Origin of the sequence: Nocardia kruczakiae NBRC 101016 (genome assembly GCF_001612965.1) — a bacterium.
Lineage (GTDB): Bacteria > Actinomycetota > Actinomycetes > Mycobacteriales > Mycobacteriaceae > Nocardia > Nocardia kruczakiae.
Genome location: NZ_BDBL01000043.1, coordinates 1 through 25,328, shown reverse-complemented (window position 1 = coordinate 25,328; position 25,328 = coordinate 1). Strand labels below are relative to the sequence as shown.

The 25,328-nt window shown below is 67.9% G+C and carries 28 protein-coding genes; 17 read left to right on the top strand and 11 right to left on the bottom strand.

The features are described from left to right. Positions 1 to 158 precede the first annotated feature (158 nt). Positions 159 to 2,192 carry an MDR family MFS transporter gene (locus tag NK1_RS26875; protein ID WP_063013108.1) on the top strand — a complete coding sequence of 678 codons (2,034 nt, stop codon included), beginning with the start codon at positions 159 to 161 and terminating at the stop codon, positions 2,190 to 2,192. Positions 2,193 to 2,246: 54 nt separating this feature from the next. Here the strand turns inward: NK1_RS26875 and NK1_RS26870 are convergent, their stop codons facing one another. Both NK1_RS26870 and NK1_RS26865 read right to left on the bottom strand, forming a co-directional pair. Beyond that, positions 2,247 to 3,455: an FAD-dependent oxidoreductase gene (locus NK1_RS26870; RefSeq protein WP_063013106.1), complete on the bottom strand. Its 1,209-nt coding sequence runs from the start codon at positions 3,453 to 3,455 to the stop codon at positions 2,247 to 2,249. Positions 3,456 to 3,642: 187 nt separating this feature from the next. Then, positions 3,643 to 4,302 carry a PadR family transcriptional regulator gene (locus tag NK1_RS26865; RefSeq protein ID WP_063013104.1) on the bottom strand — a complete coding sequence of 220 codons (660 nt, stop codon included), beginning with the start codon at positions 4,300 to 4,302 and terminating at the stop codon, positions 3,643 to 3,645. 188 nt (positions 4,303 to 4,490) lie between these two features. On the opposite strand from NK1_RS26865, the gene NK1_RS26860 reads away from it, so the two are divergent. Beyond that, positions 4,491 to 5,105 (top strand): NAD-dependent epimerase/dehydratase family protein, encoded by a 615-nt coding sequence (locus NK1_RS26860; RefSeq protein WP_063013101.1) that lies wholly within the window; start codon positions 4,491 to 4,493, stop codon positions 5,103 to 5,105. Positions 5,106 to 5,136: 31 nt separating this feature from the next. Here NK1_RS26860 and NK1_RS26855 read toward each other — a convergent pair whose 3' ends face one another. Then, the gene (locus NK1_RS26855) at positions 5,137 to 5,922 is read right to left on the bottom strand and encodes a helix-turn-helix domain-containing protein (protein WP_063013165.1); all 786 of its coding nucleotides are present in this window, start codon (positions 5,920 to 5,922) and stop codon (positions 5,137 to 5,139) included. 85 nt (positions 5,923 to 6,007) lie between these two features. Here NK1_RS26855 and NK1_RS26850 point away from each other — a divergent pair, with 85 nt between their 5' ends. Together NK1_RS26850 and NK1_RS26845 are read left to right on the top strand one after the other, a co-directional pair. After that, positions 6,008 to 6,445: a hypothetical protein gene (locus NK1_RS26850; protein WP_063013100.1), complete on the top strand. Its 438-nt coding sequence runs from the start codon at positions 6,008 to 6,010 to the stop codon at positions 6,443 to 6,445. 41 nt (positions 6,446 to 6,486) lie between these two features. Further along, on the top strand, positions 6,487 to 7,134 hold the full coding sequence (locus tag NK1_RS26845) for a pentapeptide repeat-containing protein (protein ID WP_063013098.1): 648 nt from the start codon (positions 6,487 to 6,489) through the stop codon (positions 7,132 to 7,134). Positions 7,135 to 7,142: 8 nt separating this feature from the next. Here the strand turns inward: NK1_RS26845 and NK1_RS26840 are convergent, their stop codons facing one another. Continuing rightward, positions 7,143 to 7,883 (bottom strand): VIT1/CCC1 transporter family protein, encoded by a 741-nt coding sequence (locus NK1_RS26840; RefSeq protein ID WP_063013096.1) that lies wholly within the window; start codon positions 7,881 to 7,883, stop codon positions 7,143 to 7,145. A 101-nt stretch (positions 7,884 to 7,984) separates the two neighbouring features. Here NK1_RS26840 and NK1_RS26835 point away from each other — a divergent pair, with 101 nt between their 5' ends. Further along, positions 7,985 to 8,632, top strand: coding sequence for a class I SAM-dependent methyltransferase (locus NK1_RS26835; protein WP_063013094.1), 648 nt, complete (start codon positions 7,985 to 7,987; stop codon positions 8,630 to 8,632). Here NK1_RS26835 and NK1_RS26830 read toward each other — a convergent pair. Both NK1_RS26830 and NK1_RS26825 read right to left on the bottom strand, forming a co-directional pair. Then, positions 8,604 to 9,566: an MBL fold metallo-hydrolase gene (locus tag NK1_RS26830; RefSeq protein ID WP_063013092.1), complete on the bottom strand. Its 963-nt coding sequence runs from the start codon at positions 9,564 to 9,566 to the stop codon at positions 8,604 to 8,606. The genes NK1_RS26835 and NK1_RS26830 overlap by 29 nt on opposite strands. A 22-nt stretch (positions 9,567 to 9,588) precedes the next feature. Beyond that, the gene (locus NK1_RS26825) at positions 9,589 to 10,035 is read right to left on the bottom strand and encodes a MarR family winged helix-turn-helix transcriptional regulator (protein ID WP_063906119.1); all 447 of its coding nucleotides are present in this window, start codon (positions 10,033 to 10,035) and stop codon (positions 9,589 to 9,591) included. A 93-nt stretch (positions 10,036 to 10,128) separates the two neighbouring features. Between NK1_RS26825 and NK1_RS26820 the strand changes: the two genes are divergently transcribed. Continuing rightward, on the top strand, positions 10,129 to 11,076 hold the full coding sequence (locus tag NK1_RS26820) for a phosphotransferase (protein WP_063013090.1): 948 nt from the start codon (positions 10,129 to 10,131) through the stop codon (positions 11,074 to 11,076). Positions 11,077 to 11,095: 19 nt separating this feature from the next. Here the strand turns inward: NK1_RS26820 and NK1_RS26815 are convergent, their stop codons facing one another. After that, positions 11,096 to 11,662 carry a YbhB/YbcL family Raf kinase inhibitor-like protein gene (locus tag NK1_RS26815; RefSeq protein ID WP_063013088.1) on the bottom strand — a complete coding sequence of 189 codons (567 nt, stop codon included), beginning with the start codon at positions 11,660 to 11,662 and terminating at the stop codon, positions 11,096 to 11,098. Continuing rightward, positions 11,659 to 12,561 carry a CE1 family esterase gene (locus NK1_RS26810; protein WP_063013086.1) on the bottom strand — a complete coding sequence of 301 codons (903 nt, stop codon included), beginning with the start codon at positions 12,559 to 12,561 and terminating at the stop codon, positions 11,659 to 11,661. The genes NK1_RS26815 and NK1_RS26810 overlap by 4 nt, the downstream gene beginning before the upstream one ends. A gap of 509 nt (positions 12,562 to 13,070) precedes the next feature. Between NK1_RS26810 and NK1_RS26805 the strand changes: the two genes are divergently transcribed. From NK1_RS26805 to NK1_RS26765, 9 genes are read left to right on the top strand one after another with little or no spacing between them, the layout of a single operon-like run. Further along, entirely contained in the window at positions 13,071 to 13,916 is an 846-nt protein-coding gene (locus NK1_RS26805) for an ABC transporter permease (RefSeq protein WP_039776857.1), read from the top strand. 1 nt (position 13,917) lies between these two features. Continuing rightward, on the top strand, positions 13,918 to 14,784 hold the full coding sequence (locus NK1_RS26800) for an MlaE family ABC transporter permease (RefSeq protein ID WP_063013084.1): 867 nt from the start codon (positions 13,918 to 13,920) through the stop codon (positions 14,782 to 14,784). Between the two features lie 5 nt (positions 14,785 to 14,789). Continuing rightward, positions 14,790 to 15,815 (top strand): MlaD family protein, encoded by a 1,026-nt coding sequence (locus tag NK1_RS26795; RefSeq protein WP_084461594.1) that lies wholly within the window; start codon positions 14,790 to 14,792, stop codon positions 15,813 to 15,815. Beyond that, positions 15,812 to 16,810, top strand: a complete 999-nt coding sequence (locus NK1_RS26790) for an MlaD family protein (RefSeq protein ID WP_063013082.1) — start codon at positions 15,812 to 15,814, stop codon at positions 16,808 to 16,810. Before NK1_RS26795 ends, NK1_RS26790 begins: the two co-directional genes overlap by 4 nt. Further along, complete coding sequence (locus NK1_RS26785) at positions 16,798 to 17,811, top strand: MCE family protein (protein ID WP_063013080.1); 1,014 nt, start codon at positions 16,798 to 16,800, stop codon at positions 17,809 to 17,811. The genes NK1_RS26790 and NK1_RS26785 overlap by 13 nt, the downstream gene beginning before the upstream one ends. Further along, on the top strand, positions 17,811 to 18,896 hold the full coding sequence (locus NK1_RS26780) for an MlaD family protein (RefSeq protein ID WP_063013161.1): 1,086 nt from the start codon (positions 17,811 to 17,813) through the stop codon (positions 18,894 to 18,896). Before NK1_RS26785 ends, NK1_RS26780 begins: the two co-directional genes overlap by 1 nt. Continuing rightward, on the top strand, positions 18,893 to 19,954 hold the full coding sequence (locus NK1_RS26775; RefSeq protein ID WP_063013078.1) for an MlaD family protein: 1,062 nt from the start codon (positions 18,893 to 18,895) through the stop codon (positions 19,952 to 19,954). The genes NK1_RS26780 and NK1_RS26775 overlap by 4 nt, the downstream gene beginning before the upstream one ends. Then, positions 19,951 to 20,907, top strand: coding sequence for an MlaD family protein (locus NK1_RS26770; protein WP_063013076.1), 957 nt, complete (start codon positions 19,951 to 19,953; stop codon positions 20,905 to 20,907). The genes NK1_RS26775 and NK1_RS26770 overlap by 4 nt, the downstream gene beginning before the upstream one ends. 22 nt (positions 20,908 to 20,929) lie before the next feature. Then, positions 20,930 to 21,586 carry a hypothetical protein gene (locus NK1_RS26765; RefSeq protein ID WP_084461592.1) on the top strand — a complete coding sequence of 219 codons (657 nt, stop codon included), beginning with the start codon at positions 20,930 to 20,932 and terminating at the stop codon, positions 21,584 to 21,586. Positions 21,587 to 21,611: 25 nt separating this feature from the next. Here the strand turns inward: NK1_RS26765 and NK1_RS26760 are convergent, their stop codons facing one another. After that, the gene (locus tag NK1_RS26760; protein WP_063013074.1) at positions 21,612 to 22,091 is read right to left on the bottom strand and encodes a carboxymuconolactone decarboxylase family protein; all 480 of its coding nucleotides are present in this window, start codon (positions 22,089 to 22,091) and stop codon (positions 21,612 to 21,614) included. Continuing rightward, a complete protein-coding gene (locus tag NK1_RS26755; protein WP_063013072.1) occupies positions 22,088 to 23,182 on the bottom strand; it encodes an NAD(P)H-dependent amine dehydrogenase family protein in 1,095 nt (364 codons plus the stop codon). Before NK1_RS26755 ends, NK1_RS26760 begins: the two co-directional genes overlap by 4 nt. 126 nt (positions 23,183 to 23,308) lie before the next feature. Here NK1_RS26755 and NK1_RS26750 point away from each other — a divergent pair, with 126 nt between their 5' ends. Together NK1_RS26750 and yidC are read left to right on the top strand one after the other, a co-directional pair. Next, entirely contained in the window at positions 23,309 to 23,605 is a 297-nt protein-coding gene (locus NK1_RS26750; protein WP_063013070.1) for a DUF6412 domain-containing protein, read from the top strand. Positions 23,606 to 23,718: 113 nt separating this feature from the next. Next, the gene (yidC, locus tag NK1_RS26745; RefSeq protein ID WP_063013068.1) at positions 23,719 to 24,552 is read left to right on the top strand and encodes a membrane protein insertase YidC; all 834 of its coding nucleotides are present in this window, start codon (positions 23,719 to 23,721) and stop codon (positions 24,550 to 24,552) included. Here yidC and NK1_RS26740 read toward each other — a convergent pair. Then, the coding region (locus NK1_RS26740; RefSeq protein ID WP_174552756.1) for a cytochrome c oxidase subunit I at positions 24,549 to 25,328 on the bottom strand (780 nt) is incomplete at its 5' end. The two genes, yidC and NK1_RS26740, sit on opposite strands and share 4 nt — an antisense overlap.

Here is a 25,328-nt window from a genome sequence, read left to right as displayed (position 1 = left end):
AAGTTCCGGCGGTAGGGTTCTGTCACAGTGTCCTCAGGGTATCGATCGTGGTCTCGGTGCACCCGATTTGAGTGCCGTAGATTTGCGGTGTCGGCGAGCGAGCTGGCGTATTGCCGTGTTGCGCCGACCGAATCGGGCTCAGGGCACATACTGAGCTAATGTCCGGTGTTGCCGCAGTCGCCGAATCGCCCGCACCCGTGAGTCATACCCGCGCCAACGTCGTCTTCATCACCGTGGTGCTGGGGATGTTGATGGCCGCGCTGGATCAGACCATCGTGTCGACCGCGTTGCCCACCATCGTCGCCGATCTGGGCGGCGCCGGGCACATGGCCTGGGTGGTGACGGCATATCTGCTGGCCGAGGCGGTCGCCACCGCGCTGGCCGGCAAATTCGGCGACCTGTTCGGCCGCAAACTGATCTTCCAGCTCAGTGGCCTGATCTTCATCATCGGCTCGATGGTGGCGGGACTCGCTCACGGCATGACGCTGCTGATCGTCGCGCGCGGTATCCAGGGCGTCGGCGCGGGCGGGTTGATGGTGACCTCGATGGCGCTGATCGCCGATGTGATCCCGCTGCGTGACCGGGGCAAATATCAGGGTGCGCTGGGCGCGGTCTTCGGCATCACCACCGTGGTCGGCCCCACGCTGGGCGGGCTGTTCACCGACCATGCCAGCTGGCGCTGGTGCTTCTACGTGAACGTGCCGCTGGCGATTCTGATGATCGTCGTTGCGGCGCGGGCGATTCCGTCGATCCGCGCGGCGGTGCGGCCGGTGGTCGACTATGCCGGCATCGCGCTGGTCGCGATCGGTGTCAGCTGTCTGATCCTGGGACTGGAATGGGGTGGTCAGGAATATCCGTGGGGTTCGGCGACGATCATCGGACTGTTCGCGGCCGCGGTGGTGCTGCTGGCCGCGTTCGTCGTCGTCGAGACGCGCGCGGCCGAGCCGATGCTGCCGATGCATCTGTTCCGCAGCAACGTCTTCACCGTCTGTTCGATCCTCAGCTTCATCGTGGGCTTCGCGATGCTCGGCGCGATGACCTATCTGCCGGCCTATCTGCAGTACGTCAACGGTGTTTCGGCCACCGCGTCCGGACTGCGCACGTTGCCGTTGGTGGTCGGCCTGTTCACCACCTCGATCATCTCCGGGCAGGTGGTCGGCCGGACCGGCTACTACAAGTATTTCCCGGTCGCCGGTACCGCGGTCATGGCGCTGGGGCTGTATCTGATGTCGACCATGGGCCGGACCACGGGCTTCTGGCTGCAATCGCTGTACATGCTGATCCTGGGTCTGGGCATCGGCCTGGCGATGCAGGTGCTGACGATCGTCGTGCAGAACACCGTCCCGTATCAGGACCTGGGCACCGCCACCTCGGGTGTCACCTTCTTCCGGACCGTCGGGTCGACCTTCGGCACCGCGATCTTCGGCACGCTCTACAGCAATCAGCTGGAACCGAATCTGCGTCAGGCGCTCACCGAGGTGCCAGGGGTGCCGCCCGCGGTGGCGCAGAGCCCGCAACTGCTGCACCAGCTTCCGTACGCGCAGGCGATTCCGATCATCGACGCCTATGCCGACACCATCGATTACGTCTTCCGCTGGGTGGTGCCGGTGGCGGTGGTCGGCTTCGTCGTGGCATGGTTTCTCAAACAGGTGCCGTTGCGCGACAGCGTCCGTGCGGAGGCGGCCGATGTGGGCGGCGGCTTCTCGGTGCCCGATTCTCCGGATCGTACTGTCCGCCTGGAACATTCGCTCGCGAACGTGCTACGCAAGTTGCGGGACGACGAGCTGCCCGATCCCCGGATCCTGGCGGCCGCCGACAGCCCGCTCGGCCGGGATCAGGCCTGGGCCATCGGGCAGGTGAAGATGTTGCAGCGCGCCCGCGGATCGGCAGATCTGGCAGCGGTGGCCCGTGCGCACTGGATGCCGCCGGAGGTGCTGGAACCGGTGTACGACAAGGCCATTCGATCCGGCTACATCGAAGTGGACGGCGACCGACTGGAATTGACCGCGAGCGGCCAGGCGGAGTACGACCGCATTCTCGCCGCGTGGCGCAAGTGGCTGTGCCGCTATCTCGACGATTGGGACTGCGCCGACCCGGACGATCGCGCCCTCTTCGACCGGGCGCTGGACAACATCGCGGCGAAACTGCTGGAGGAAGTGGAACGACCGGAGGCGCTGCGGCTGACGGTGTGATCACCGCCGACCGCAGCGCTGCGGCGAATTACCCTCGCTCCCGAACCGATTCGATCACGCGGCGGCGAGTTCGGCGCGCTCGTCGACCGGCGCGTCCCAGTCGATGGTGTAGCTCTGCTCGCGCGCCATGACCTCTTCCATCTTGAAGAGTTTGGTCGCCAGCGGCATGACCAGCGGCATCATCCGGCGCATCACCGGGCCGACGGTCTTCGACTGGTTGATCTTGGCACCGCGGGCCGCGACCTTCTCCACCCGGGGACGGCGGATCCGCTCGTAGGCGGCGAAAGCCGTTGCCGGCGAATCGAAATCGCGCAGACACCGAGCGAGCTGTATCGCGCTCTCGATGGCCAGTGACGCTCCCTGGCCGGTGCTGTTGGACGGCGCGTGCACCGCGTCGCCGACCAGGACCATACGATCGCGATACCAGTGCGGCACCGGCGGCATGATGTGCAGGCCGCCGGTGACGACCAGCTCTACCGGCGGCGTATTGCGTACCAGGTCGGCGCCGGGGGTGTCCTCGGCGTAGATCTCGCGCAGCGTCCGCAACCACTGTTCGGCCGGAACCTCCCGAGCCTCGGTCAGCGAAAGATATTGCTTCTGCGGCAGATTCGCGCCCCAGGCGATCCGGCCGTCGGGCATGGACCAGTACAGATAGTAGGCGTTGCGGCCGTAGGCGAACACCATGGTCTCCGGGGGGACCGGAGCCGAGCATTCGGTGTAGGCGCCGAATCCGAGCATGCCGGTGTAGTCGGCCCCCGGGGCGTTCGGATCGATGAGCGTGCGCACCCGCGATTTGATGCCGTCGGCGCCCACGATGATGTCGGCGGTGGCGGTGGATCCGTCGGCGAACCGAGCGGTCACGCCGTCGCGATGTTCCTCCACGCCGACCAGGCGCTTGGAATATTCGACGGCCACACCGGCATCGACGGCATGATCGTGTAGCACCTGGTGCAGATCGCTGCGATCGATCGCGTGCAGCGGTTCCAGGCCGGCGGCGGTGGGCAGCTCGATGTCCTTGTGCCCCAACGACATCACCATGTGACGGATCGGCAGTGCGACCGCGCGCACGGCATCGCCGGCGCCGATGACGTCCAGCGCGGCCAGGCCGTTGGGGGCGAACCCCAGGGCGCTGCCGATGTTGTAGGCCGGTCCCGGATAGGCCTCGTAGACGGTGGCCTCGATCCCGGCCGCGCGCAGGGCGGTGGCGGCGACGGGGCCGGCGACGCCGCCCCCGATGACGAGGGCGGATGTGACTGCGGACATGGGAATTCTCCTCGAGTGGATGAACCCGATCCGATCCGCGCACGCGCTGCCCAGTTATCCTGAAGTTGCCATACTCGGGCTGGGTTCGCCTGCGTGAATGCGGTTCGAGAGGTAGGTGGATCGGGCTCGGCGCGGTGTTGCCGCACTTCGCCGGGCCCGGTTCGTATCGCGGTTTTCGTCCTGGACTTCAGTCAGCGGTCGGCTGTCGGAACGTCCCTCCTTCCACCATCGCGGCGATCTCGGCGGGCGGAATCTGCTCCGAGTGGGCGCGCCGCCAGAAATCGATGTCGGGGAAGGTGCCGGAGGCGAGTTCGGTGCGCAGTCCGGCGACCCACGCCGCCTCGGCCTCGAGCATCGCCACGCCGAATTCGGCCTCGACCAGGAAGAGCCGGGGCAGAAATCGCGTCTGCTCCTCGATTTCGCGGCGCCGCACGGCGATCTCCGCGGCGAGCAGTCGGGTGCGTTCGTCGAGCAGCGGGATCACCTCGTCCGGCGGCAGCAGGGCCACCACGGACAGGCCCGCCACGAACCGATGGGGTTCGGGTTCCGGGGTCGAGATCAGTTCGCGGATCCAGTCCTCGGCCTCGGCGCGGCCGGCGTCGGTGAGCCGGTAGATCGTCCGCTCGGGCCGGGCGCCGTCGCGCTCGCTGCCGATGACCTCGACGAATCCGTGCTTCTCGAGGTTCTGCACGACGGTGTAGAGCGACCCCCATTTGATGTCCATATCGCGGTCCTTGCCGCGTTCGCGCATCTGGGCCGCGATCTCGTAGCGGTGCATGGGACGTTCGATCAGCGTCGCCAGGACCGCCAGGGCCAGCAGATTGGCGACTTTTCGCTTCGTGGGCATCGCCCGCACCTCCTTACTCGTCTACGAATATACGTCTACGAGTATCGCTGCGGCAAGAGTCTCCGTTGCGTGATGGGGCGTGGGGTGTATACGACGAGCGCCCCGGGAGGTGGCGTGCCGGCGCCGTCCCGGGGCGGTCAAGAGTGTCGAACCGGCCGACCGGCGCCGGGCGGTTATCGTGATCCGTCGTGCGGATCTTTGTGGCGGGCGCTACCGGAGTACTGGGCGCCAGACTGACACCCCTGCTGGTCTCGGCCGGCTTCGAGGTCGCCGGGCTCACGCGCTCGGAGTCGAAGGCGGCGATGCTGACCGAGTTCGGCGCCCGGCCCGTCGTCTGCGATGTCTACGACGCGGCGGCGCTGGAACAGGCGGTGCGCGATTTCGCGCCCGATCTGGTGATGCATCAGCTCACCGACCTGCCCGACGATCCCGCCGATCTGCCCGCCGGCCGGGCGGCGAATTCGCGGATGCGCCGCGAGGGCACCGCCAACCTGCTCGCCGCCGCACAGGCGGCCGGCGCGAAACGTTTTCTCGCCCAGAGCGTGGCGTGGGAGATGACCGGGGAGGGGCAGGCCGCCAAGCAGTTCCTGGAGGATGCGGTGCTCGGCGTCCGCGGCGTCGTCCTGCGCTACGGCCAGTTCTACGGTCCCGGAACCTACTATCCCGAGAACGCGGACCGGCCCGATCCGCCGCGCATCCATATCGCCGAGGCCGCGGCGCGGACCGTGGTCGCGCTGGACCTGGCCTCTGGCATCTATGCGGTGACCGAAGACGGCCGCGTGGATTTCGAACCGGTGCACTAACTTCCGAAGCCCGCCGATCGTCGGCGCCGGATCATCCGGCGCGCTGCCGGAGCACTTCGGCGGTGGACTCGTCGGCGGGCAGGAAGGCCTCGAGGTGCAGTTCCGCCAGCGAGACGTCGGTGGCGGTGGCGAACGAGGTGAGCGTGGTGATCAATCGCAATTCACCGGCCTCGCTGCGCAGTCGCAGCGGCACCGCGAAGCCGAGGTAGCCGGGTCCGGGGTCGGTCTCCGGGAGATAGCTCTCGAATTCGGCGACCAGTTCCTCGGCGCGCGGGTCCGGTGATGTGCGGTTGCGTGTCCGCATGGATTCGGTGACATGCCGGCCCCATTCGGCGAAGTTGACCACTCGCGGCGCCAGACCGTCCGGATGTAATGCCAAGCGGCGCACATTGATCGGCGCGGTGAGCAGTTCGGGCGCACAGCCGTCGGTGAAGACGTCGAATGCGGCGTTCGCCTCGATCAGGTTTCCGTAGCGGTCGGCGATCAGCGCCGGATAGGGCATATGCCCGGACAGGATCGTGCGCAGGGCCTCGCGTACGGGAGCCAACTGCGGTGCGTCGACACCGGATTCGTCGTAGGCGGGGGTGTAGCCCGCCGTCGCCAGCAGCGCATTGCGTTCGCGCAGCGACAGTTCCAGCGACTCGGCCAGCCGCAGCACGATGGCGCGACCCGGCCGGGAACGGCCCTGTTCGAGATAACTGAGATGGCGTTGCGTGGTGTCGGCGCGGATGGCCAGATCGAGCTGGCTCCACCGCCGCAGCCCCCGCCAGCGTCGCAGTTCCTGCGCGAAGGGGCCCGGTTGCGCGACTGTCGTCATGGGATCATCGTCGGCTTCGGAGCGGCGCTCCGCCATACCCTGCGGGGAATCGCGTGAGTGCGCGCCGGCCGACAGACTCGGCGGCATGAGCTACGAACCCACCGATATCGAACTGAAGAATCTGCTCGACCGTTGGATCGGCCAGTGGAACGAGCCCGATGCCGACCGGCGCCGCGAGCTGATCCGCGAGGTCTGGGCAGAGGACGGCTATCAGATCCTGGTCAACCCGCCCGAGGGCATCCGCGGTACCGCCCGCCAGTACGGGGTGTCCGCCCCGGCGATCGAGGTCCGCGGCTACGACGCGATGTTCGCCCGCGTCACCCGGGCGTACGAGATGTTCGTCGCCGATGGTGAGCACTTCTTCGAGGCCGAGGGCGAGCCGGTGCGGCATGCCGGCGCCGCCGTGGCGCTGACCTGGGTGATGCGCTCGCGTGCGGACGGCACGGTCGCCGGCTCCGGACTCGAGGTGCTGACCTTCGATCCCGACGGGAGGGTGCGCACCGACCACGAGTTCGTGAACTGAGCCGGCGTGGACCTGTCGGTGCGCATGTCTAGGGTGCAGGAATGCCTCGCGACCTCGCCGACCTGCCCTATGCCCGGAATCTGACGCCGCTGCTGGAACCGCTCGCCCCCGATACCGAGTACGAGCGGGTTCACCTCGACGCCACCTCCGTCGACGAGGTGTCGGCCGGCGGCTCCTGGTTCAGTGAGTCGGCGCTGACCGGTGTGGTGCTCGGCGGCGGCAGTCTGAACCACTGCCGGTTCGACGACGTCTGGCTGCGCGGGGTGCGGTGGATCGGGATCGATGCCTGCGAAACCCGTTGGCTGGATGCCGAATTCGTCGACTCGGCGTGGTCCGGGGTGATCGCCGTCGACGCGCAGCTGCGCCGCATCCGTTTCGAGGGCTGCAAATTCGAATCGGTGAACTTCCGTGCGGCCACACTGCAGAACGTGACCTTCGCCGAATGCGTCTTCCGCGATACCGACTTCTCCGCCGCCACACTCCGGAAGGTCGATTTCCCCGGATCGCGGCTCGAAGGCGTCGCCCTGCACGGCGCCACCTTCACAGATGTCGATCTGCGGGGTGCGGCGGCGCTGGACCTCGTCGCCGATATCGGAACGCTGAAGGGCACGATCATCACCACACCCCAGCTGATGGAGATGGCGCCCGCCTTCGCGCGAGCGGCGGGAATCATCGTGCGCGACAACTGAATTCGCGACTAGCCGGTGGAAACCCCGGGAATCCGGCCGATACCGTAGGTCACCGCCATGGCCAGCGCGCCACCGATCACCACCCGCAGCACGGCCCGGCGCGGATTGCCACCGCCCAGGCGCGCGCTCACCGACCCGGTCGCGGCCAGCGCCACCAGCACCGCGGCGAAGGTCACCGGGATGCGCCAGGTCGGTGGCGGCAGCAGAATCGCGAGCAGCGGCAGCAGAGCGCCGCAGGTGAACGACACCGCGGAGGAGAACGCGGCCTGCCACGGGTTGGTCAGCTCGTTCGGGTCCAGGCCCAATTCCGCCTCGGCGTGCGCGGCGAAGGCATCGTGGGCGGTCAATTCCCGCGCGACCTGCCGCGCGGTCGCCTCCGTGAGCCCCTTGTGTCGATAGATCTGGGTCAACTCGGCGAGTTCGTAATCGGGGTCTTCGGCGAGCTCCCGCTTCTCCAGCGACAGCAGGGCACGTTCGCTGTCGCGCTGCGTGCTCACCGAGACGTATTCGCCGACCGCCATCGACAGCGCACCCGCGACCAGCCCGGCCACACCCGCGGTGAGGATGGGTGTGGTGGCCGCGGTGGCCGAGGCGACGCCCACCACCAGGCCCGCAGTCGACACGATGCCGTCGTTGGCGCCCAGCACCCCGGCGCGCAACCAGTTCAGCCGGGACGCGAAACCTCCGCCGTGCGGTTCGTGCGGATGTTTCCAGCTCCCGGTGTCGCGCACATTGTCGGAGTCGGCCACGGATGCAGAGTAGGCCGCCGACCGGGCCGGGCGGTGGATCCGCGCCGCAGGCGAGCCGCGCGCGCCGGTGCGGCGTACTCCGGATCGGTAGCATGCGTGGCATGAATTCCCTTGTCACGCGCGCTATGTCCACGGTCGCCGCGCAGCTGGGCAATCCACACGGGGTCCTGGGCAAGGTGGTCGCGCGGATGCTGAACCGGGCCAACCGCTTCGCCATCGACGCCGCGGTCGACGCGGCCGAAGTGCGCGCGGGACAGGCCGCGGCCGATGTCGGTTTCGGCGGCGGTGTGGGACTGTCGATCCTGCTGCGCGAGGTCGGCGAGGCCGGGACCGTGCACGGTGTGGAGATCTCTCCGGATATGTCGGCCCGGGCCCGTGCTCGCTTCGCCCGGGACATCGGCACCGGCCGGCTGCGGATCGTCGAGGGCGGACTCACCGAGTTGCCGCTCGCCTCGGCGAGCCTGGACGCGGTGATCACGGTGAATACCGTCTATTTCGTCGATGATCTGGACCGGGCCTGCGTGGAGCTGGCGCGCGTGCTGCGCCCGGGCGGCCGGGTGGTGGTCGGTATCGGGGATCCGGCGGCGATGACGAGGATGCCGTTCACCGCGCACGGGTTCCGGTTGCGGCCGGTCGACGACGTATCGGAGGCGCTGGAACGAGCCGGGCTGGCGGTCGAACACCGGCGGATCGATCGGCAGCCCATTCCGGCTCATCTGCTCATCGGCCGCCGGGGGAGCGAGGACTGAGCACCGGCAGGGCGACCACGTCGATCGCGCGACTCACGGCGCCGATCTCGTCGGGCACCGAGGCCAGGGCGATATCGACGGTGAAGCCCATCGGCGCGTCGAGGGGCCGGAGGAAATCGTCGTAGTGCATGGGCACCACGGTGGCGGGACGCAGCCGGGTCAGGATCCGGCGCCAGTAGTCCGGTGTCACCGACCGTCCGGCCACCCCGGCGAGGAAGATGTCGACGTCGCGATGCCGGATCGCCTCGTCGACGAGGTCGGCGCTGCCCTGGTGATAGATCTCGACACCGGCGACCGCGATGTGGATGCCCCAGGTCTGTCCGCAGCCGTAGGCCATCGGCGCCAGCGCGGCCAGGGATTCGCAACTGGTGTCGCCGGGGGACGGGATCCGGGTGCCGAAGGGGATCTTCGAATGCACGCTCGGCACGAAGGTCACCGTGAACGGTCCGAGTTCGTAGCGGCGGTAGGGTTCCACCTCCACACCGCGCTCGCCGAGCCCGTGCAGATCCATGAGATTGCGCACCGATCGTGAGCCGTAGACCGCGCAGCCGAAGCGGCGCGCGAGCTCGGGCGCGTCCAAGGCGTGATCCCAATGACCGTGTCCGACAACGATTCCCGCCACTTGATCGAGGGACGGCAGGAAGCGATCGATCGATGCGGGATCGGGAAGTGCGGTGCGGCGGCGTACCACCGTCGACAGTGGCACCCGGGTGAGGAACGGATCGACGAGCAGCGTCACGCCCTCGTAGGTCATCCGGTATCCGGCGGTGCCCAGCCATTCGATCTCCAGACCGGCCGGCAGCGTGAGCGGCCGGGCCTCGAGCTCGCGCAACGCCTGCGCGTCCTCGCGGTCGCGTGCGCTCTTGTTCAGGAAGTAGCGGGCATAGCCGGCGGTGTGCCGAAGCGGATCGAGGACCGTCGAGAGAGCGGACATCGGTCCATTGTGCGCGAGCGGGTCAAGGCCGGTCGTCGGTGATCACCTTGTGCAGGGCGGTGGCGAGGGCGCCGAGTTCGTCGGCCGCCAGACCGGCGAAATGCTGATCGACGACCGCATGGTGATGCGGGGTGGCCTCGTGCAACCGCTGCCGCCCGGCCGCGGTGATGGCGACATAGGCCGATCGGCCGTCCGCGGGATTGGTTTCGCGGGTGACCAGGCCGCGCCCCTCCAATTCGGTGACCAGCCGGCTCACCCGGGTGCGGCTGAGCACCATGGTCTCGCCGAGGTCGCTCATCCGCAGACGGGTGGTGCCCGCGAGTTCTGCGAGCATGTCGTACCAGCTGGCGGGCATGCCGTGGCCCCGGCGCAGTGCGGCATCCAGTTCCGGGCGCAGGTCGACGTACACCCGCTGCAGCGCCCGCCACACCTGGACCGAGGCGGGTACTGAGCTCCCGGATTCCGGCACGCCGCCGATCTTAGACCGCCGCCACCCCGCCCGCCCGGCCGCGCGGATCGCCGGGCGGCGATAACCGCTGGACACCGGTTCTACGATGCGGACATGGATATGCGCGCGAGCGTGGAACTTCCTCCCGATTGGCAGGCCCGGGTGCGCGGCGCTCTCGCGGACTCACCCCGGCCGGAGTTGGCGGACGGTTCACTGCGGCTGCTGGGCGCGGGTTTGGACAGCGTTGCGCTTCAGCTGGATTCGGCGGGGGATGCCTATGTGCTGCGCCTGCCGCAGGATCCGCACGGAGCGGAAGGGATCGCCCGCGAGGCCGGGCTGCTTCCTGAGTTGGCCCCGCTGCTGCCGGTGCCGATTCCGCGGTTCCTGTTCACCGCGCCGAATCCGTTGGGGCCGGGGGAGTTCTGCGTGTATCCGCTCGTGCCGGGCGAATCGCTCGACGAAGCGGACTGGGCCGAGCGGGGACTGCTGTGCGCCGATACGGCACACACGATCGCGGAATTGATCGAACGGATCCACTCGTTTCCGGTGGACCGCGCCCGGGACTTCGGTGTCGAGGTCACCGATCTGCGGGGTGATTTCGCCGCGGATCTGAAGTCCGTTCGTACCGAGGTGCTTCCGTTGCTGGACACGGCCGAGGCCGCGGAGCTGTCCGGGGCGTGGCAGCGATATCTCGACGACGACGCCAACTTCGACTTCGAACCGACGCTCATCCATGCCGATATGAGCCTGGATCATCTGTTGATCAGCGACGGCAGGATCAGCGGACTGATCGACTTCGGCGATGTGGAGATCGGTGATCCCGACTACGACCTCTGCTACCTGTACCCGGAGGCGGGGCACGAGTTCGTGCGCGAGATCCAGCGGTGTCGCGCACGGGATCTCGGGCCCGTCGTCGAGAACAAGCTGCGCTTCTGGGCGTGTGCCGATCCCGCGCTCGACGTGCTGGACGCTGTCGAACAGGGCCGGACGGACTTTCGCGAACAGCGCCTGACGGTCCTGCGGCAGGCGCTGCGCAGCTATCGGCCGAACGGCATGCCCTGAGCCGCTGAGCTTCTGAGCCTCAGGAGCGTTCGTAGAATCCGTCGATCCGCGCCCGGCCCACCGCCTGTGCGGCCGCCAGCACCTCACGGGGTTTCGCACTCTCGACGGGTTTGCCCGCGGCCGTGGTGAGGGGTGCGCCCAGGGCGAACAGCTCGAAGACGTACCGGTGCGGTCCGTGCCCCTTGATCGGGGCGGGGCCCAGGTATCCGCGGCCGAATCCGGACCGCAGTACCCGCACACCCGCTTCGTCGGTATCGGCGCGTAACGCGTTGCGGGACAGGCTCCGCACCGCAGGATCGAGGAGCGCGACGCAATGTACGAACGGCTTCCGCATCGGAGCATCGGGATCCTCGACCACCAGCAGATAGCCCGCCGAGGTGCCGGGCGCGCCGCTCCAGCTCAAGGCGGGAGACTCGTCGGCGCCACCGATCCGGCGGGAGGCATGCCGGATGTCGAGCGCGGCTTCCGGCTCGAAGTCCGGACTCGTGAGTCGAAAGACGGTGTCGCCGAGCAGGTTCGGCTGATTCCACGCCAGTCCCGATTCACCGGCGCGGCGATGGGCGAGCAGCTTGCCGAGAATACTCATCGGTTCTCCTTCTCCGACCGGGGTGGAAGTAGCCGCCGCGCCGCCGGTCGCAGGAGCGGGCGGGCGAAGTGATGGATTTCTACCGTGGCGTCGAATTCCAGGGTGGATGCCGCGCCGGGAGTGCCGGCCAATTCCTCCGGCACGGCGACACCCGGCCAGGTGTGGCCCCCGCCGAACACCGTCCATGCCGTGACGGCGGTATCGGCGATGCCGTGTGCGGCGGTGACGCGGCGCGAGCCGGCGGTCGTGACGGTGGTTCGGTCGCCGGTGCACCGGTCGAGCCTCGCCCAGTGGTCGGCGGTCGCGGCGGCGCCGAGAATCCGCCCGCGCGCTTCACCGTTCGGCCCGCGGTGGCGGGAGTGTCCGCCCGCGAGCGGGACCAGGGGATCGGCATCGCCGTTGATCAGCATCGCCGACACCGCATGGGTCGGGCGCGCCGCGGTCAGGTCGGCGGGCAGCGTCCCGGCCACCGCGGCGAACACGGCGACCCGTTCGCTGCATTCGAGCGCGAGCCGATGAGACATGAAGGCGCCGTTGGATATTCCGGCCACCAGCGTCCGATCGGCCGCGGTCCCGTGCATCTGCGCGCACCAGTCGATCAGACTGCGCAGGAATCCCACATCATCGACCCCGTTCTCCTCCGCGGCGGTGACGCCGCGCCCGTCGGCCCAACTGCCGTAGCAACCGTCGGGATAGACGACACCGACGCCCCAGTCCTCGGCGTGATCGGCGAATCGGGTCCAGTCGTCCATGAGCAGGCCGCCGCCCGCGGTATCCGGCCCCATATTCCCGTGCAACGCCACGATCAGCGGACTGCCCGGTTCCCGGGGTGGCCGCAGGTGAAAGCTGCGCGGCCGGCCGTCGTGGGTCAGCTCGCCCGGAATCAATGCGGCAGTCATCGGCTCCCCTCTGTGTGGCGTGCCCGTGCGCCGTCGAATCAATACAGTAACCGGCGGCGTCGCGTCCGATTCCGGGTGAACTCCTGGACCGAATCGGGTGAGATCTCCGGGACCGGCGTTGACCGTCGGCGCGGGTGTGCTGACAGTTGTCCCGGGCCGCGCCACTCCCTTGCAAAGCGGTGTTCACCTGGTGTTGCCGGCCGGATTCGTCTTCCTCACGGCAAGTCCTCGAGGGCGAATCGTTGTGGCCGGTCACACGTGACGTGGATCATAGCGATAGCAGATCCGTGCTGATAACACGTTGCAGAACGCGCGTTCACTTAGAAAAACATGCATGTGAGCTGGATTTATCGCTGCCCTTCACGCAGGTCTCGGAGCGGTCACCCTCACACCGTGACCAGCTTTACTGTAACTAGTTGTAACCGATAGCTTCGTGTTGGCAGTGTTGCCGATCACGGAGAGACGATTGTGAAATTCGAGCCACACCGCCCGGACCCGGCCCGCCGCCCATGGCGCCGGTGACCCGGGCCTCCTCGGGCGCGTCCGCTGTTCGTATCGTTCGCAAGAATTTCTCGGACACCGTCGTGTCCGCACTGCGAACCTTCGGCAGGGCAGTGGATATCGCCCGGGAATCGGTGACCGGCACGACCACCGACATCGTCCGGCGCGAATTCCAGTGGCGGGAAGCGATTCTGCAGGCGTGGCGGCTGGTGACGGTGACCGCGATCCCCGCGATCCTGATCGCCATCCCGTTCGGCGTGATCGTCTCGGTGCAGGTCGGCAACCTCATCCACACCCTGGGCGCGGATTCGCTGCTCGGCGCGACCGGTGGGCTCGGGGTGATCAAACAGGGCGCGCCGCTGGCCACCGGCTTCCTGCTCGGCGGCGCGGGCGCGGCCGCGATCGCCGCCGATCTGGGCGCCCGCACTATCCGCGAGGAAATCGACGCGCTCAATACGATGGGCATCTCGCCGATCCACCGGCTGGTGATCCCGCGGCTGGTGGCGATGATCCTCGTCGCGCCGCTGCTGAACATCCTCATCATCTTCGTCGGCATCGTCGCCGGCTATGCCGTGGCCGTCGGCGGGCAGAACGTCACCCCCGGAAGTTATTGGGCCACTTTCGGATCCTTCACCACCGTCGCCGACGTGTGGGTGTCGCTGCTCAAGGCGGTGCTGTTCGGATTCCTGGTGGTGATCATCGCCTGTCAGCGCGGACTGGAGGCCAAGGGCGGCCCGCGCGGGGTGGCCGACGCCGTGAACGCGGCCGTGGTGCTGTCGGTGGTGTCGATCGCGATCGTCAATCTCGGCGTGACCCAGGTGGTCGAGATGTTCCTGCCGACGAGGCTGGTCTGAGGTGGCGATTTCGACCTATATGCCCAAGGGGCTCAGCCACTTCGTGCGCTTCTATCGCCGCCGCGGTCTGCTCCTGGCGCGCGTCGAGGGACTGGGTTTCGTCCTGGCCTTCATCTGGCAGGTGCTGTCGTCGATTCCCTTGACGCTCAGGCGGTATCGGGACGAGACGCTGCGCATCATCTCCGATATGACCTGGGGGCGCGGGTCGGTGATCGTCGGCGGCGGCACGGTGCCGATGATGATCGTGCTGGGCCTGGTGATGGGCGCCTCGGTGGCCGTCGAATCCTTCACCATGCTGAACATCCTGGGCATGGGCCCGGTGTCGGGCATCGTCTCGGCCTACGCCACCACCCGCGAGCTGGCCCCGATCGTGGCCGCCATCGGATTCGCCGCCCAGGCCGGCTGCCGCATGACCGCCGAGATCGGCTCGATGCGCATCTCGGAGGAGATCGACGCGATCGAGGCGCTGGGCCTGCGGTCGGTCCCGTTCGTGGTGACCACCCGGGTGATCGCCGGGGCCATCTCGATCGTGCCGACCTTCCTGATCGGGCTGATCCTGTCGTATCTGGCCTGCCGCGGGCTCATCACACTGGTCCACGGCCAGTCCGCCGGTGTCTACGACCACTACTTCTTCCAGTTCGTTTCCGGATTCGACGTGATCGCCGCGGTGATCAAGGTGGCGATCTTCGCGACCGTCGTGATCCTCATCCACAGCTATTACGGCTTCTTCGCCACCGGTGGGCCCGAGGGTGTCGGCATCGCGTCCGGCCGCGCGGTGCGTGCGTCGTCGGTCGCGATCGTGGCCATCGACATGGTGCTGACGCTGATGCTGTGGGGTTTCAACGCGTCGATCGACTTCACGGGGTAGTACAGGTGCCGAATTACGGAATGCCCGGAGTGGCGGTGGACAAGCGGCGCTCGCTGCTGGTCGGCGGGGTCGCGATCGCGGTCGTGGCCGCCGTCGCGATCGCCTCGCTGGCCTATCGCGGCCTGCGCTCCGACGACAGTCTGCACATCGCCCTGCACACCGAGCAGATCGGTGACGGCGTGCTGGCCGGCACACCGGTGCGGGTGGACGGTGTGCAAGTCGGCGAGGTCGCGGCGATCGTGCCCGCCGACGGGGGCACCCAGCGAATCAGTCTGCGGCTGGACCGATCTCAGCTGCACGGCATCGACGACAGCCTCCGGGTGGACTACGCGCCGGCGAACCTGTTCGGTATCAGTGAGATCGAACTGCGGCCCGGTTCCGGCGGCGCCCCGTTGCGCGGCGGGTCGACGATCGACCTGACCGGACAGCGCGCCGACGCGGTCTACGACGCGACCATGGGGGGTCTGCTGCGCGGGCTGTCGCAGACCGGCAACGCTCTGCTGACTCCGCAGATGGCCACGGTGATCGCCCAGGTCTCCAACGATGTGCGTGGTTTCACGCCGCTGGCCCAGGCGTTGATCTCGGTAGCGCAGACCATCACCGACAACCAGACGATGCCCAGTTCCGAACTGGTCGGACGGCTCGGCCCGGCCTTCGACGGCGGCGGGCGCTTCGCGGGCGCGACCATCCAGGTGCTCGATCTGCTGCGCAATATTCCACGGTTGCAGGATCATCGGGGCTCCTACGACGCCGGAACCACGGCGCTGACCGGTTCCGTGCTGCCCGCGCTGGCCGGCCTCGGCACGCGTGCCGGTTCCGAATTGTCCGGCGCCACAGACACTCTGGCGCCGATGCTCGCGGTCCTGGCGCAGCTGGTTCCGCATCCGCAGCAATCCGGCGCCGATCTCACCGAACTCGTGCGCCGCCTGCGCGCCGGACTGCACGACACCCCGGACGGCCCGGTGCTCGACACGGAAGTCGACGTGCGCGGCGTGCCGGTGCTGGCACCACTGCTGGGAGGAATCCGATGAAGGTCGGCGCCGCCGCCTGGCGGCTGGGTCTGTTCGCGGTGGTGATGATCGTCGTGCTGTCGGTGGTGTTCACCGCGATCAAGCGGCCCGTCGCCGGCGACACCGACACGCATCAGGCGCTGTTCACCGATGCCAACGGGCTCAAGGTGGGCGACGACGTGCGCCAGTTCGGGGTGCAGGTCGGCAAGGTCGAGGACATCTCGCTCGACGGGGCACTGGCGCGAGTCCGGTTGTCGCTGAAGACCGATGCGCCGATCTTCGACAATTCGAAGCTCGCGATCCGCTATCAGAATCTCACCGGTCAGCGCTATATCGATCTGCAGCAGCAGCCGAAGCCGGGAACGCGGCTGCCGGCCGGCCGCACCATCGGCGTCGACCACACCGTGCCGTCGTTCGATGTCACGAGCATGTTCAACGGCCTGAAACCGGTGCTGGCCACCATTTCCCCGGAGGCGATCAACCAGTTCAGCGCCAGCATGGTCGCGCTGATAGAGGGCGACGGCACCAACGTCGAACCGGTGCTGGCCGCGATCGGCCGGCTCGCCTCCTACGTGGACAACCGCCAGCAGGTTATCGGCGCCCTCATCCACAACATGTCCGATCTGTCGCAGCGCGTCGGCGGGCGGGTGCACTACCTGGTGCCGCTGCTGGCCCGGCTGACCGACATCTTCGAGGCCCTGCAGACCAATATCGGCGGGCTGGCGCAGTTCGCGATGGCCGCGCCGTCGGTGCTGGGACCGTTGGACAGCCTGTTCGACGCCCTCGGCCTGCAGTCCGGCACCGATGTCGACGCGCTCATCCGGCGGCTGTTCCCCGACCCGAAAGAGGCCGTGGACGTCTTCGGCAAGTTGCCGGCCCTGCTCGGCGGACTGGACGCGGCCACACCGAAGCCGGTGGCGGGCTGGAAACCGCAGTGCTCCAAGGGAAATGCCGAACTACCGCAGGTGGTGCAGGTGCTCGTCGCGGGACAGCAGGTGGCGATATGCAACGGCTGAATCGGCGCGTCGCGGACGCGGCCACCACCCGCCGCCGGGAAATCCGGCTCGGTATCGTCGGCGTCGCGCTGGTCGTGGTCTGCGTGGCGGCCGCCGGCATCCTGTATGTGGTGCCGTTCGGCAAGAAGACCTACAGCGCCGAACTGTCCGAAGCGCAGTCGGTGAAGGTCGGCGACGATATTCGCGTCGCCGGTATCCCGGTCGGCAAGGTGGAATCGCTCGAGCTGCATCCGGATCGGGTGCGGATGCGGTTCACCGTCGATTCGGACGTCTTCGTCGGCGACCGGTCCACGTTGGACATCCGGATGCTGACCATCGTCGGCGGCAACTACGTCGCGCTGTTTCCCGCGGGCGATGAACCGCTGGGCGACAAGGCGATTCCGATGGATCGCGTGCGGCTTCCCTACAGTCTCGTGCAGACCTTCCAGGACGCGGCGCAACCGTTGCGGCAGATCGACGGCGACACGCTGCGCCGCAATCTCGCGGCCATGGACACCTCGATCGAGTCCGCACCGGATGCGCTGCGCACCACCCTGAACACGCTCGGCACCTACGTCGACGCGCTCAACCGGCAGCGCACCCAGGTCACCGACGCGATCGCGGTGGCCGACGAATACGTCACCATGTACGACGGGGCAAAACACGATCTCGGCCGCTTGATGGTCAACGTCGACCAGATGGAGACGTTGCTGGTCGACAAGCGCGCCGAACTGCGCGAGGGCGTGCGGTTGCTGCGCGCGGTGATCGAGCGGGTCGCGGCGCTGGCGCCCACCTACGATTCGGCACTGAAACCGAAACTCCAGCAGTTGAGTGACGCGCTGCCGCAGTTGGAAAAGCTCGGTGGCGAACTCGAGCCGGTGATCGGCACGGTGCAGAGCCTGCAGCAGAAGTTCGCGCAACTCAGCGGTGTGGACGACGCGGTGACCGTCGATCAGTCGGCGCAGACGGTCGGCGCACCGGCCGCCCACCGGTGTATTCCGGTGCCGGGGAAGGACTGCTGATGCTGCACAAGCTGCTCGGTTCGCGGGCCTTCATGTCGATCGCCGGGACGGTGGCCGTCGTCGCGGTCGCGGTGGTGGGCTATCTCGTCGCGTTCCAGCCACTGAAGGCGACCACGGCCTACTGCGCGATCATGCCCGACAGCGTCGGGCTCTACCCCGGCAACCAGGTCACCATGCGCGGCATCACCGTCGGTACGGTGAAATCCGTTGCCGTGCAAGGTAACGCGGTCAAGGTCGAATTCGATGTCGACACCGGTCATCCGGTCCTCGCCGACGCCGGTGCCACGACCCTGTCGGACAGCATCGTGGCCTCCCGCGAACTCGCGGTGGTGTCCGGCGGCAAGGACACCGCGCGCTGGGATCCCGCCCACTGCCTCACCAAGACTCTGACCCCCAAGAGCATCAGCGACACCCTGAACGCGCTGGCCCAGCTGTCGTCGCAGATCCAGGGCCCCGACGCCGCGCACCACGATGCGCTCGCCCGCGGACTCACCTCGCTGGACAACGCCACGGCGGGCACGGGGCCGCAAATCAACGCGCTGGTGCAGAAGCTCGGCGCCGCACTCTCCGCGCCGGACGCCGATATCGCCCATCTGGCAGGCATTTTCGATGCGTTCGCCTCGGTGTCCAAGGATGTGGAGGCGCACTGGGGTGAGCTGAAGACGATGCTCACCCGCCTGGGCCCGGTCCTGGACCAGGCCACCGAGGATCTGCTGCAGCCCGGCGCGGCGCTGTTCGACGGCCTCGGTCAGGTGCTGCCGATGCTCAACGACATCACCACCCTGTTCGGCGATCCGATCATGCGCGCCCTCGACGACACGGTCCCGCTGGTGAAATTCCTGCGCGCGAACGTGGGCTCACTGGCCCAGATGATCTCGCTGACACCGGTTCTGGCCCAGGTCGTGCACACGGTCGGCGACTCCGGCATCGGTTATGCCCCGCCGAAGGTGGCGATTCCGCAGGACCACGCCGACCAGGTGTGCGCGGCGGTCGACGCCCTCGCCCCCGGACGCTGCACCGCGGCCGACGGTCTGGCGAAGGTGGACATGGCGGCCCTGATATTCGGATTGGCAGGTGCGCGATGAGATTTCGGCGATTCACGCTCGGCTCGGCGATCGTCGTGGCGGCCGCGCTGTCGGCCGCCGGATGCGCGTTCGACCCGTCGTCGGTACCGGTGCCGGGAACCACGGTGTCCGGTCCGACCTACCACGTGCGCATCGAGTTCTCGAATGTGCTGAACCTGCCCGCGCGCGCCAAGATCATGGCCAACGGAGCGCAGGTCGGCACGGTCTCCGGGGTGACCGTCGTGAAACCCGGCGCCGCGGGCGGACACGGCGGCTACGTCGTGGTCGACGCCGACATCTCGAAGTCGGTGCGCCTTCCCGCGACCACCGTCGCGGAGCTACGGCAGAACACGGTGCTCGGCGATATCCACGTCGCGCTGACCACACCGCCGAAGGGTTTCGGCACGCTGCTGCACGACGGATCCACGATCCCGATGGCACAGACGAAACCGCCTGTGCAACTAGAGGATACGATGGCTCTGGTCGCCGCGTTCACCCAGGGCGGTGCGGTCACCCAGCTGCAGGACGTCATCGAGCAGTTCAATCGCACGCTGCCGCAGGATCCGGCGCAGACCGCCCGGATCTCGCACACCATGGCCACCGATGCCACGGATCTGGCCGACAACCTGGACAGCGTCGACGCGCTGCTCAACGGTCTGGGCACGAATGCGCAAGTGCTGCACGATATTCAGCCGGAGCTCGACGACATCCTCGGCCGTACCTCGGTCGATCAGATGAACGGCATCACCGACTCCATCGTGGGCGTGACGAAGATCTTCGGTGGGCTGGGGCCGGTGGGTGCGTCGCTGACCTGGCTCGGGCCGGTGCTGCGTGATGCCGACGGGGCGGCCCGGGCGTTCGCGCCGCTGCTGCTCTCGGCCGGCCCGGTGGACCTGAGCCGTCCGTCGAATCTGCAGGCCGTCGTGGAACTGTTGCGCGACAAGGTGATTCCGTTCGTCGAACGCGGGCCGAAGGTGAACATCGTCGGTGTGCGCTCGGATGCGTCCGCGAACGTGCCGCCCGATCAGCAGACCGACCGCATCCTGGCGACCCTGCGGATGATCGGAGTGGTGCGATGAGATGGGGTGTGCTGACCTCGCTGGGCGGCATCGTCGCGATCACCGTGCTGGGAGCGAGCTATCTGACCTTCGGCGTCGTCCGCGCCGATCCGTTCGCCGACTACCACCGAACCACCATGGTGCTGACCGATTCCGGTGGTCTGGGCGTGGGATCGCCGGTGCTGCTCACCGGACTCGAGGTCGGCCGCGTGACCGCCGTGCGGCATACCGCCGCGGGTGTCGAGGTCGGGATGCGGCTGGCGGCGGACAAACGCGTGCCGGCCGACAGCACGGTGACCATCGAACATCTGTCGGCCCTCGGCGAACCGTATGTCGAATTCCGGCCCGTCTCGGGCAACGGGCCGTACCTGCACGACGGCCAGCGCCTGGAAACGTCGAATGTGCGCATGCCGCTGTCCATTCCGGACGTCGCGCGGCTGGTCACCAAGACCATGAACCAGCTCGATCCCGAGGTGGTGGGCTCGCTGGTCGCCACCGCGAGCTCCGCGCTGAACGGCACCGATGCCGCGATTCCGAATCTGACGCGATCCGGAGATCTGCTGGCCGCCGCGATCATGAGCCGCAGCCCGCGAATCGCGGATCTGCTCAACAGCTTTCAGGCCGCGGCGGCCGACATCGAGTGGGCCGGTCCGGCCACCAGTACGGCCGCGCCGGCGTTCGTGCGGTTCACCCACGCCCTGAACGTTCTGGTCGCGGCGGTGGGCCGGATGGTGGACGCGCGTCCCGCCGGAAGCTACACCGAGGGCAACGGTCTGGCGCCGTTCCTGGCGAAGCTGACCGACCGGCTCGCGGAACTCGGCCCGGAGTTGAAGTCGCTGGGGCCGGCGCTCGCGCCGCTCGCGGAGGCGACCACGAATGCCGCGCCGCGCATCGACATCTCCAGTCTGATCACGCAGGCCCTCGACGATGTGGGCACCGACGGAACCGTGCGGGTGCGGATCAATGTCAAGTAGTACCACCGAGAAGGAGGACACCGTGTCGAACGACACTGGTACCGAACCGAAGCGGGCAGTCGACGCGGAGGCCGAGTCCTCCGTGCCCACCACCACAGAGTCCACCACCGCCGAGTCCACCGCCGCCGAGACCGGGGCGAAACCCGCGAAATCGCCTCGCACACTGTCGATCCGGCTCTCCACCGTGGTCACGGCGGCGGCCGCAGTGGCCTTGATCGCGTTGGCCGCGGTCTTCGGATCGCTGTGGCTGTCGGCGCGCGGCGATCTGCACGACCGCGACGACCGGGCGGCGGCGCAGCAGCATGCCGAACAGGTCGCCACGGATTACGCGGTCGGCGCCTCGAATATCGACTACCAGAACGTCGGCGCGTGGATCGGCAAACTGAAGGCCGGCACCTCGTCGCAACTGGCGCAGAAGTTCGACGCCACCGCGCCGAAGCTGCAGGAGATCCTGGTCCCGCTGAAGTGGACCTCGTCGGCGACCCCGATCGCCGCCAAGGTGATGAGCAACGAGAACGGCGTCTACAAGGTCGACGTGTTCCTCGACGTCAACTCCACCAGCGCGCAGACGCCCCAGGGGGCGCAGACCACCGTCACCTACACGGTCGACATCGATCCGGGCAGCGGCTGGAAGGTGACCGACGTCGGCGGGATGGCCGGGGCCCTGCCCAAGCAGTGACGCGCCTGCGGAGCAGTAGCAGCGGTCAGTGGCCGGGCAGGACGCACACGGTGTCGAGTCCGAGCACGCGGTTGAGCCGGCCGAACGCCAGCCACGAGCCGATGCACATACTCAACTCGACGATTTCGGCCTGACTGTAGTGCGCCCGCATCCGGGTCCAGAACTCGTCGTCGAGGTTGTGGTGATCGAGTGCGTAGCGTTCGGCGTATTCGGCGGCCAGCCGGGTCCGGTCGTCGAAGGAATCGGTGGTTCGCCATTCGGTGACGGCCTGGTCGAACCCGATCTCCACCTTCTGTCCGTCGCGTTCGGTGCGCCAGTCCTGACAGAACAGGCAGCCGTTGATCTGGGCGATCCGCAACCGCGCCGCCTCGAATTCCCGCAGTCCGAGGGTGCTGTGCGAGTAGACCGCCAGCGACAACTTCGAGGCGGCGGGTCCGATGCCCGGCACCATCTCACCCCAGACGTAGCCGATCGGATCCTTCCCCTCGGGGATATCGATGTTCATTGCGGTGTCCTTTCGGATGGGGCGCTCGCGAATCTGCCGACGGCGGGGCGCAAGGGAACGTCGAGGGCGTCGTAGAGACCGGGCTCGGCCGCGGCCAGCCAGTCGATGGCGTTGACCAATCTGCCGACGGCAGTGGCATTTCCGCCGGCGGCGCGGTTACCGCCCTCGGTCTCGGCCTCGACGGTCACCTCGATGCGCGGATCGCCCTCCACGATGATGCGATGCGCGCCCGCACCGTCGGGCGGGCGCGGCCAGTCCGGTGCGCAGCCGGGATGGATGCGGGTGACGTGTTCGATCACGATGCGCGGCCGGCCGCCGACCATGCCCTGCACCTCGAACCGCACCGCGCCCTGGGTGCCCGCCTCGAAGTCACCCATCGCCGCGGTGGTCACCGTGGTGTCGAGGGCGCGGCGGTCCAGCGTCTCGCGGATACCGTCGAGTTCGGCGCCCAGGGCGCGTGCCATCAGCCGAATCTGCCCGCCCCACACCATGGTCGGGACGCCGGGCGCGGTCATCGGCGGTTCGTAGTCCATCGGCTGGCCCATCCCGACCAGGTAACGCACCGAATCCGGCTGGTCGTAGGTGGAATAGTCGAAGATCTCCTGGCAGCGGATCGTGTCCACCCGGTGCCCCAGCCCGCTCACCAGCAACGGCAGCACGTCGTTACCCCACCCGGGGTCGATACCGGAGACGAACAGCGAACCGCCGCCCGCCGCGATCGCCGCCCGCACCGGCTCGCGCACCTCGGCGGGGGCGTTGCGCGGATCGTAGAGCGCGTAGAGCGCGGGCGTGACGACCACCGCGCCGGCGCGGATGGCGGTGACGATATCGCGCAGTGCGTCGTCGGGCCGGATATCGCCGGACGCGGCGTACACGACCGCCCGGGGATGGCGCGCCAGCAGGGCGTCGACATCGGCCGAGGCCGTGACGCCGAGGTCGTGGTCGAGACCGGCCAGCCGGCCCGCATCGCGCCCGACCTTGGCCGGATCGTGCACCAGCACCCCGGTCAATTCCAGGTCGGGATGCGCGTGCACGGCCCGGATCGCGGCACGGCCGACATTGCCCGTACCCCAGACGATCGTCGAGATCATCCCACCGACACTAGCAAGCGCTTGGTTCGCTGTGGGCGTTTTGCGTGGGTCGGTCCGCGGTCCCGTATCGGACATGAGGTCGTCGGCTGAGCTCGGCGTGCGGGGACGTTCGGTACTCTGATCGGCATGGCGATGCGGATCCGTTCGACGGCGCTGATGTTGTGCGCCGTCGTGCTGTCCATCGTCGCCGTCACGGTTGTGCCTGCGGGCGAACCGAATTCGCTGCTGGCGGTCGGAGCCGCGGCGATTCTCGCCTTGGCGGTGGTCGCCGCCTGTTCCGGCCGAATGCGGCCGGTGCCGGTCGCGGTCCACAGTGGACCTCCCGGTTCCGCGCAGCAGCGGCGACGGGGTTCCTTTCTCCGACAGAGCAATCCGGATACGGCGGGCCGGGTGCGGCCCAGGGCACCGGGTCACCGGAGCTGATCGCGCGTCACCATGCCGGTGCTCTCACCGGCCGCAGTGAACGCGCGGCTGCTCGGCCGACCCTGTTCACTCGCCCGTACCTTCACGGGTGCCTCGAAGTGAGGTGATATCCCATGCTCGATTTCGTGTACTACCCGGTCGCCGCCGTTCTCTGGCTCTGGCACACCGGATTCGCCGTTCCGTTCGGCGCCGCGAGCGGCCTGTCCTGGGCCCTGGCGATCGTCATGCTGGTGGTGACCCTGCGCGCCGTCCTGTATCGGCCGTACCTGGCTCAGGTCCGCTTCTCACGCACCATGGCGGTGCTGCAACCGAAGATGCGGCAGCTGCGCGCCGAATGCGGTGACGACCGCGAGCGGCTCGCCGTCGAAACCCGGAAACTGCAGCAGCAGCACAACTTCAACGTGCTCAGCGGCTGTCTGCCGGTGCTCGCGCAATTGCTGATGTTCGTGGGACTGCTGCATGTGCTGCATTCCTTCGACCGCACCGCGGTCTCGCATGTGCCGTTCCTCGGCAGTTCCACCGCGATGACGGCGGCACAGAACGCCGACACCGCGAATTACGTGTTCGCACCGGAACAGGTGCGGTCGTTCGTGCACGCCGATCTGTTCGGCGCGCCGCTGTCGGCGACACTCACCTCCACCGATTCGGTCGCGTCGGTGGCCGTGGTGGCGATCCCGCTGGTGCTGATCGCGGCCGTCGCGACCCACTGCACCGCGCGGGCGTCGATCGCCCGCCAGCTCGAGACCACTGCGCAGATGCGGCTGATCAACGCGATGACGCTGTGGCTGTTCCCGCTCGGCACACTGGTCGCCGGACTGGTGATGCCGATCGGCATTCTGGTCTACTTCGCGGCCGGCAACACCTGGACCTTCGTGCAGCAGCATGTGGTCCATCGCAGGCTCGGCCCTGTGGAACCCTCACCGCCACCGGCAGTTCCGACGATCTAGGTCCGTTCCGGTTCGGCCGCCGCGGTCTCGTGGACGTCCGTATGCGGGGCGCCCCAGCCGATATGCGATTCGGCGCGCAGGCGATCGATCATATGCGGATAGTGCAACTCGAATGCCGGTCGTTCCGAACGGATCCGGGGCAGTTCGTAGAAGTTGTGCCGCGGCGGCGGGCAGGTCGTTGCCCATTCCAGCGAATTGCCGTACCCCCACGGGTCGTCCACCGTGACCACCTCGCCGTAGCGGTAGCTGCGGAACACATTCCAGACGAAGGTGATCATCGAGAAGCCGAGGATGAACGAGCCGATGGTGGACACGGTATTGAGCGTGGTGAATCCGTCGGAGGGCAGATAGTCGGCGTAGCGGCGCGGCATACCTTCGTTGCCCAGCCAGTGCTGGACCAGGAAGGTGGTGTGGAAACCCAGGAAGGTGGTCCAGAAGTGGATCTTGCCGAGCCGCTCGTCGAGCAGCCGGCCGGTCATCTTCGGGAACCAGAAGTAGATCCCGCCGAAGGTCGCGAACACGATCGTCCCGAACAACACGTAATGGAAGTGCGCCACAACGAAATACGTGTCGGTGACGTGGAAATCCAGCGGCGGGCTGGCGAGGATGACACCCGACAGGCCGCCGAACAGGAAGGTGACCAGGAATCCCAGCGCCCACAGCATCGGCGTTTCGAACGTCAGCTGCCCCTTCCACATCGTGCCGATCCAGTTGAAGAACTTCACCCCGGTCGGCACGGCGATCATGAAGGTCATGAACGAGAAGTACGGCAGCAG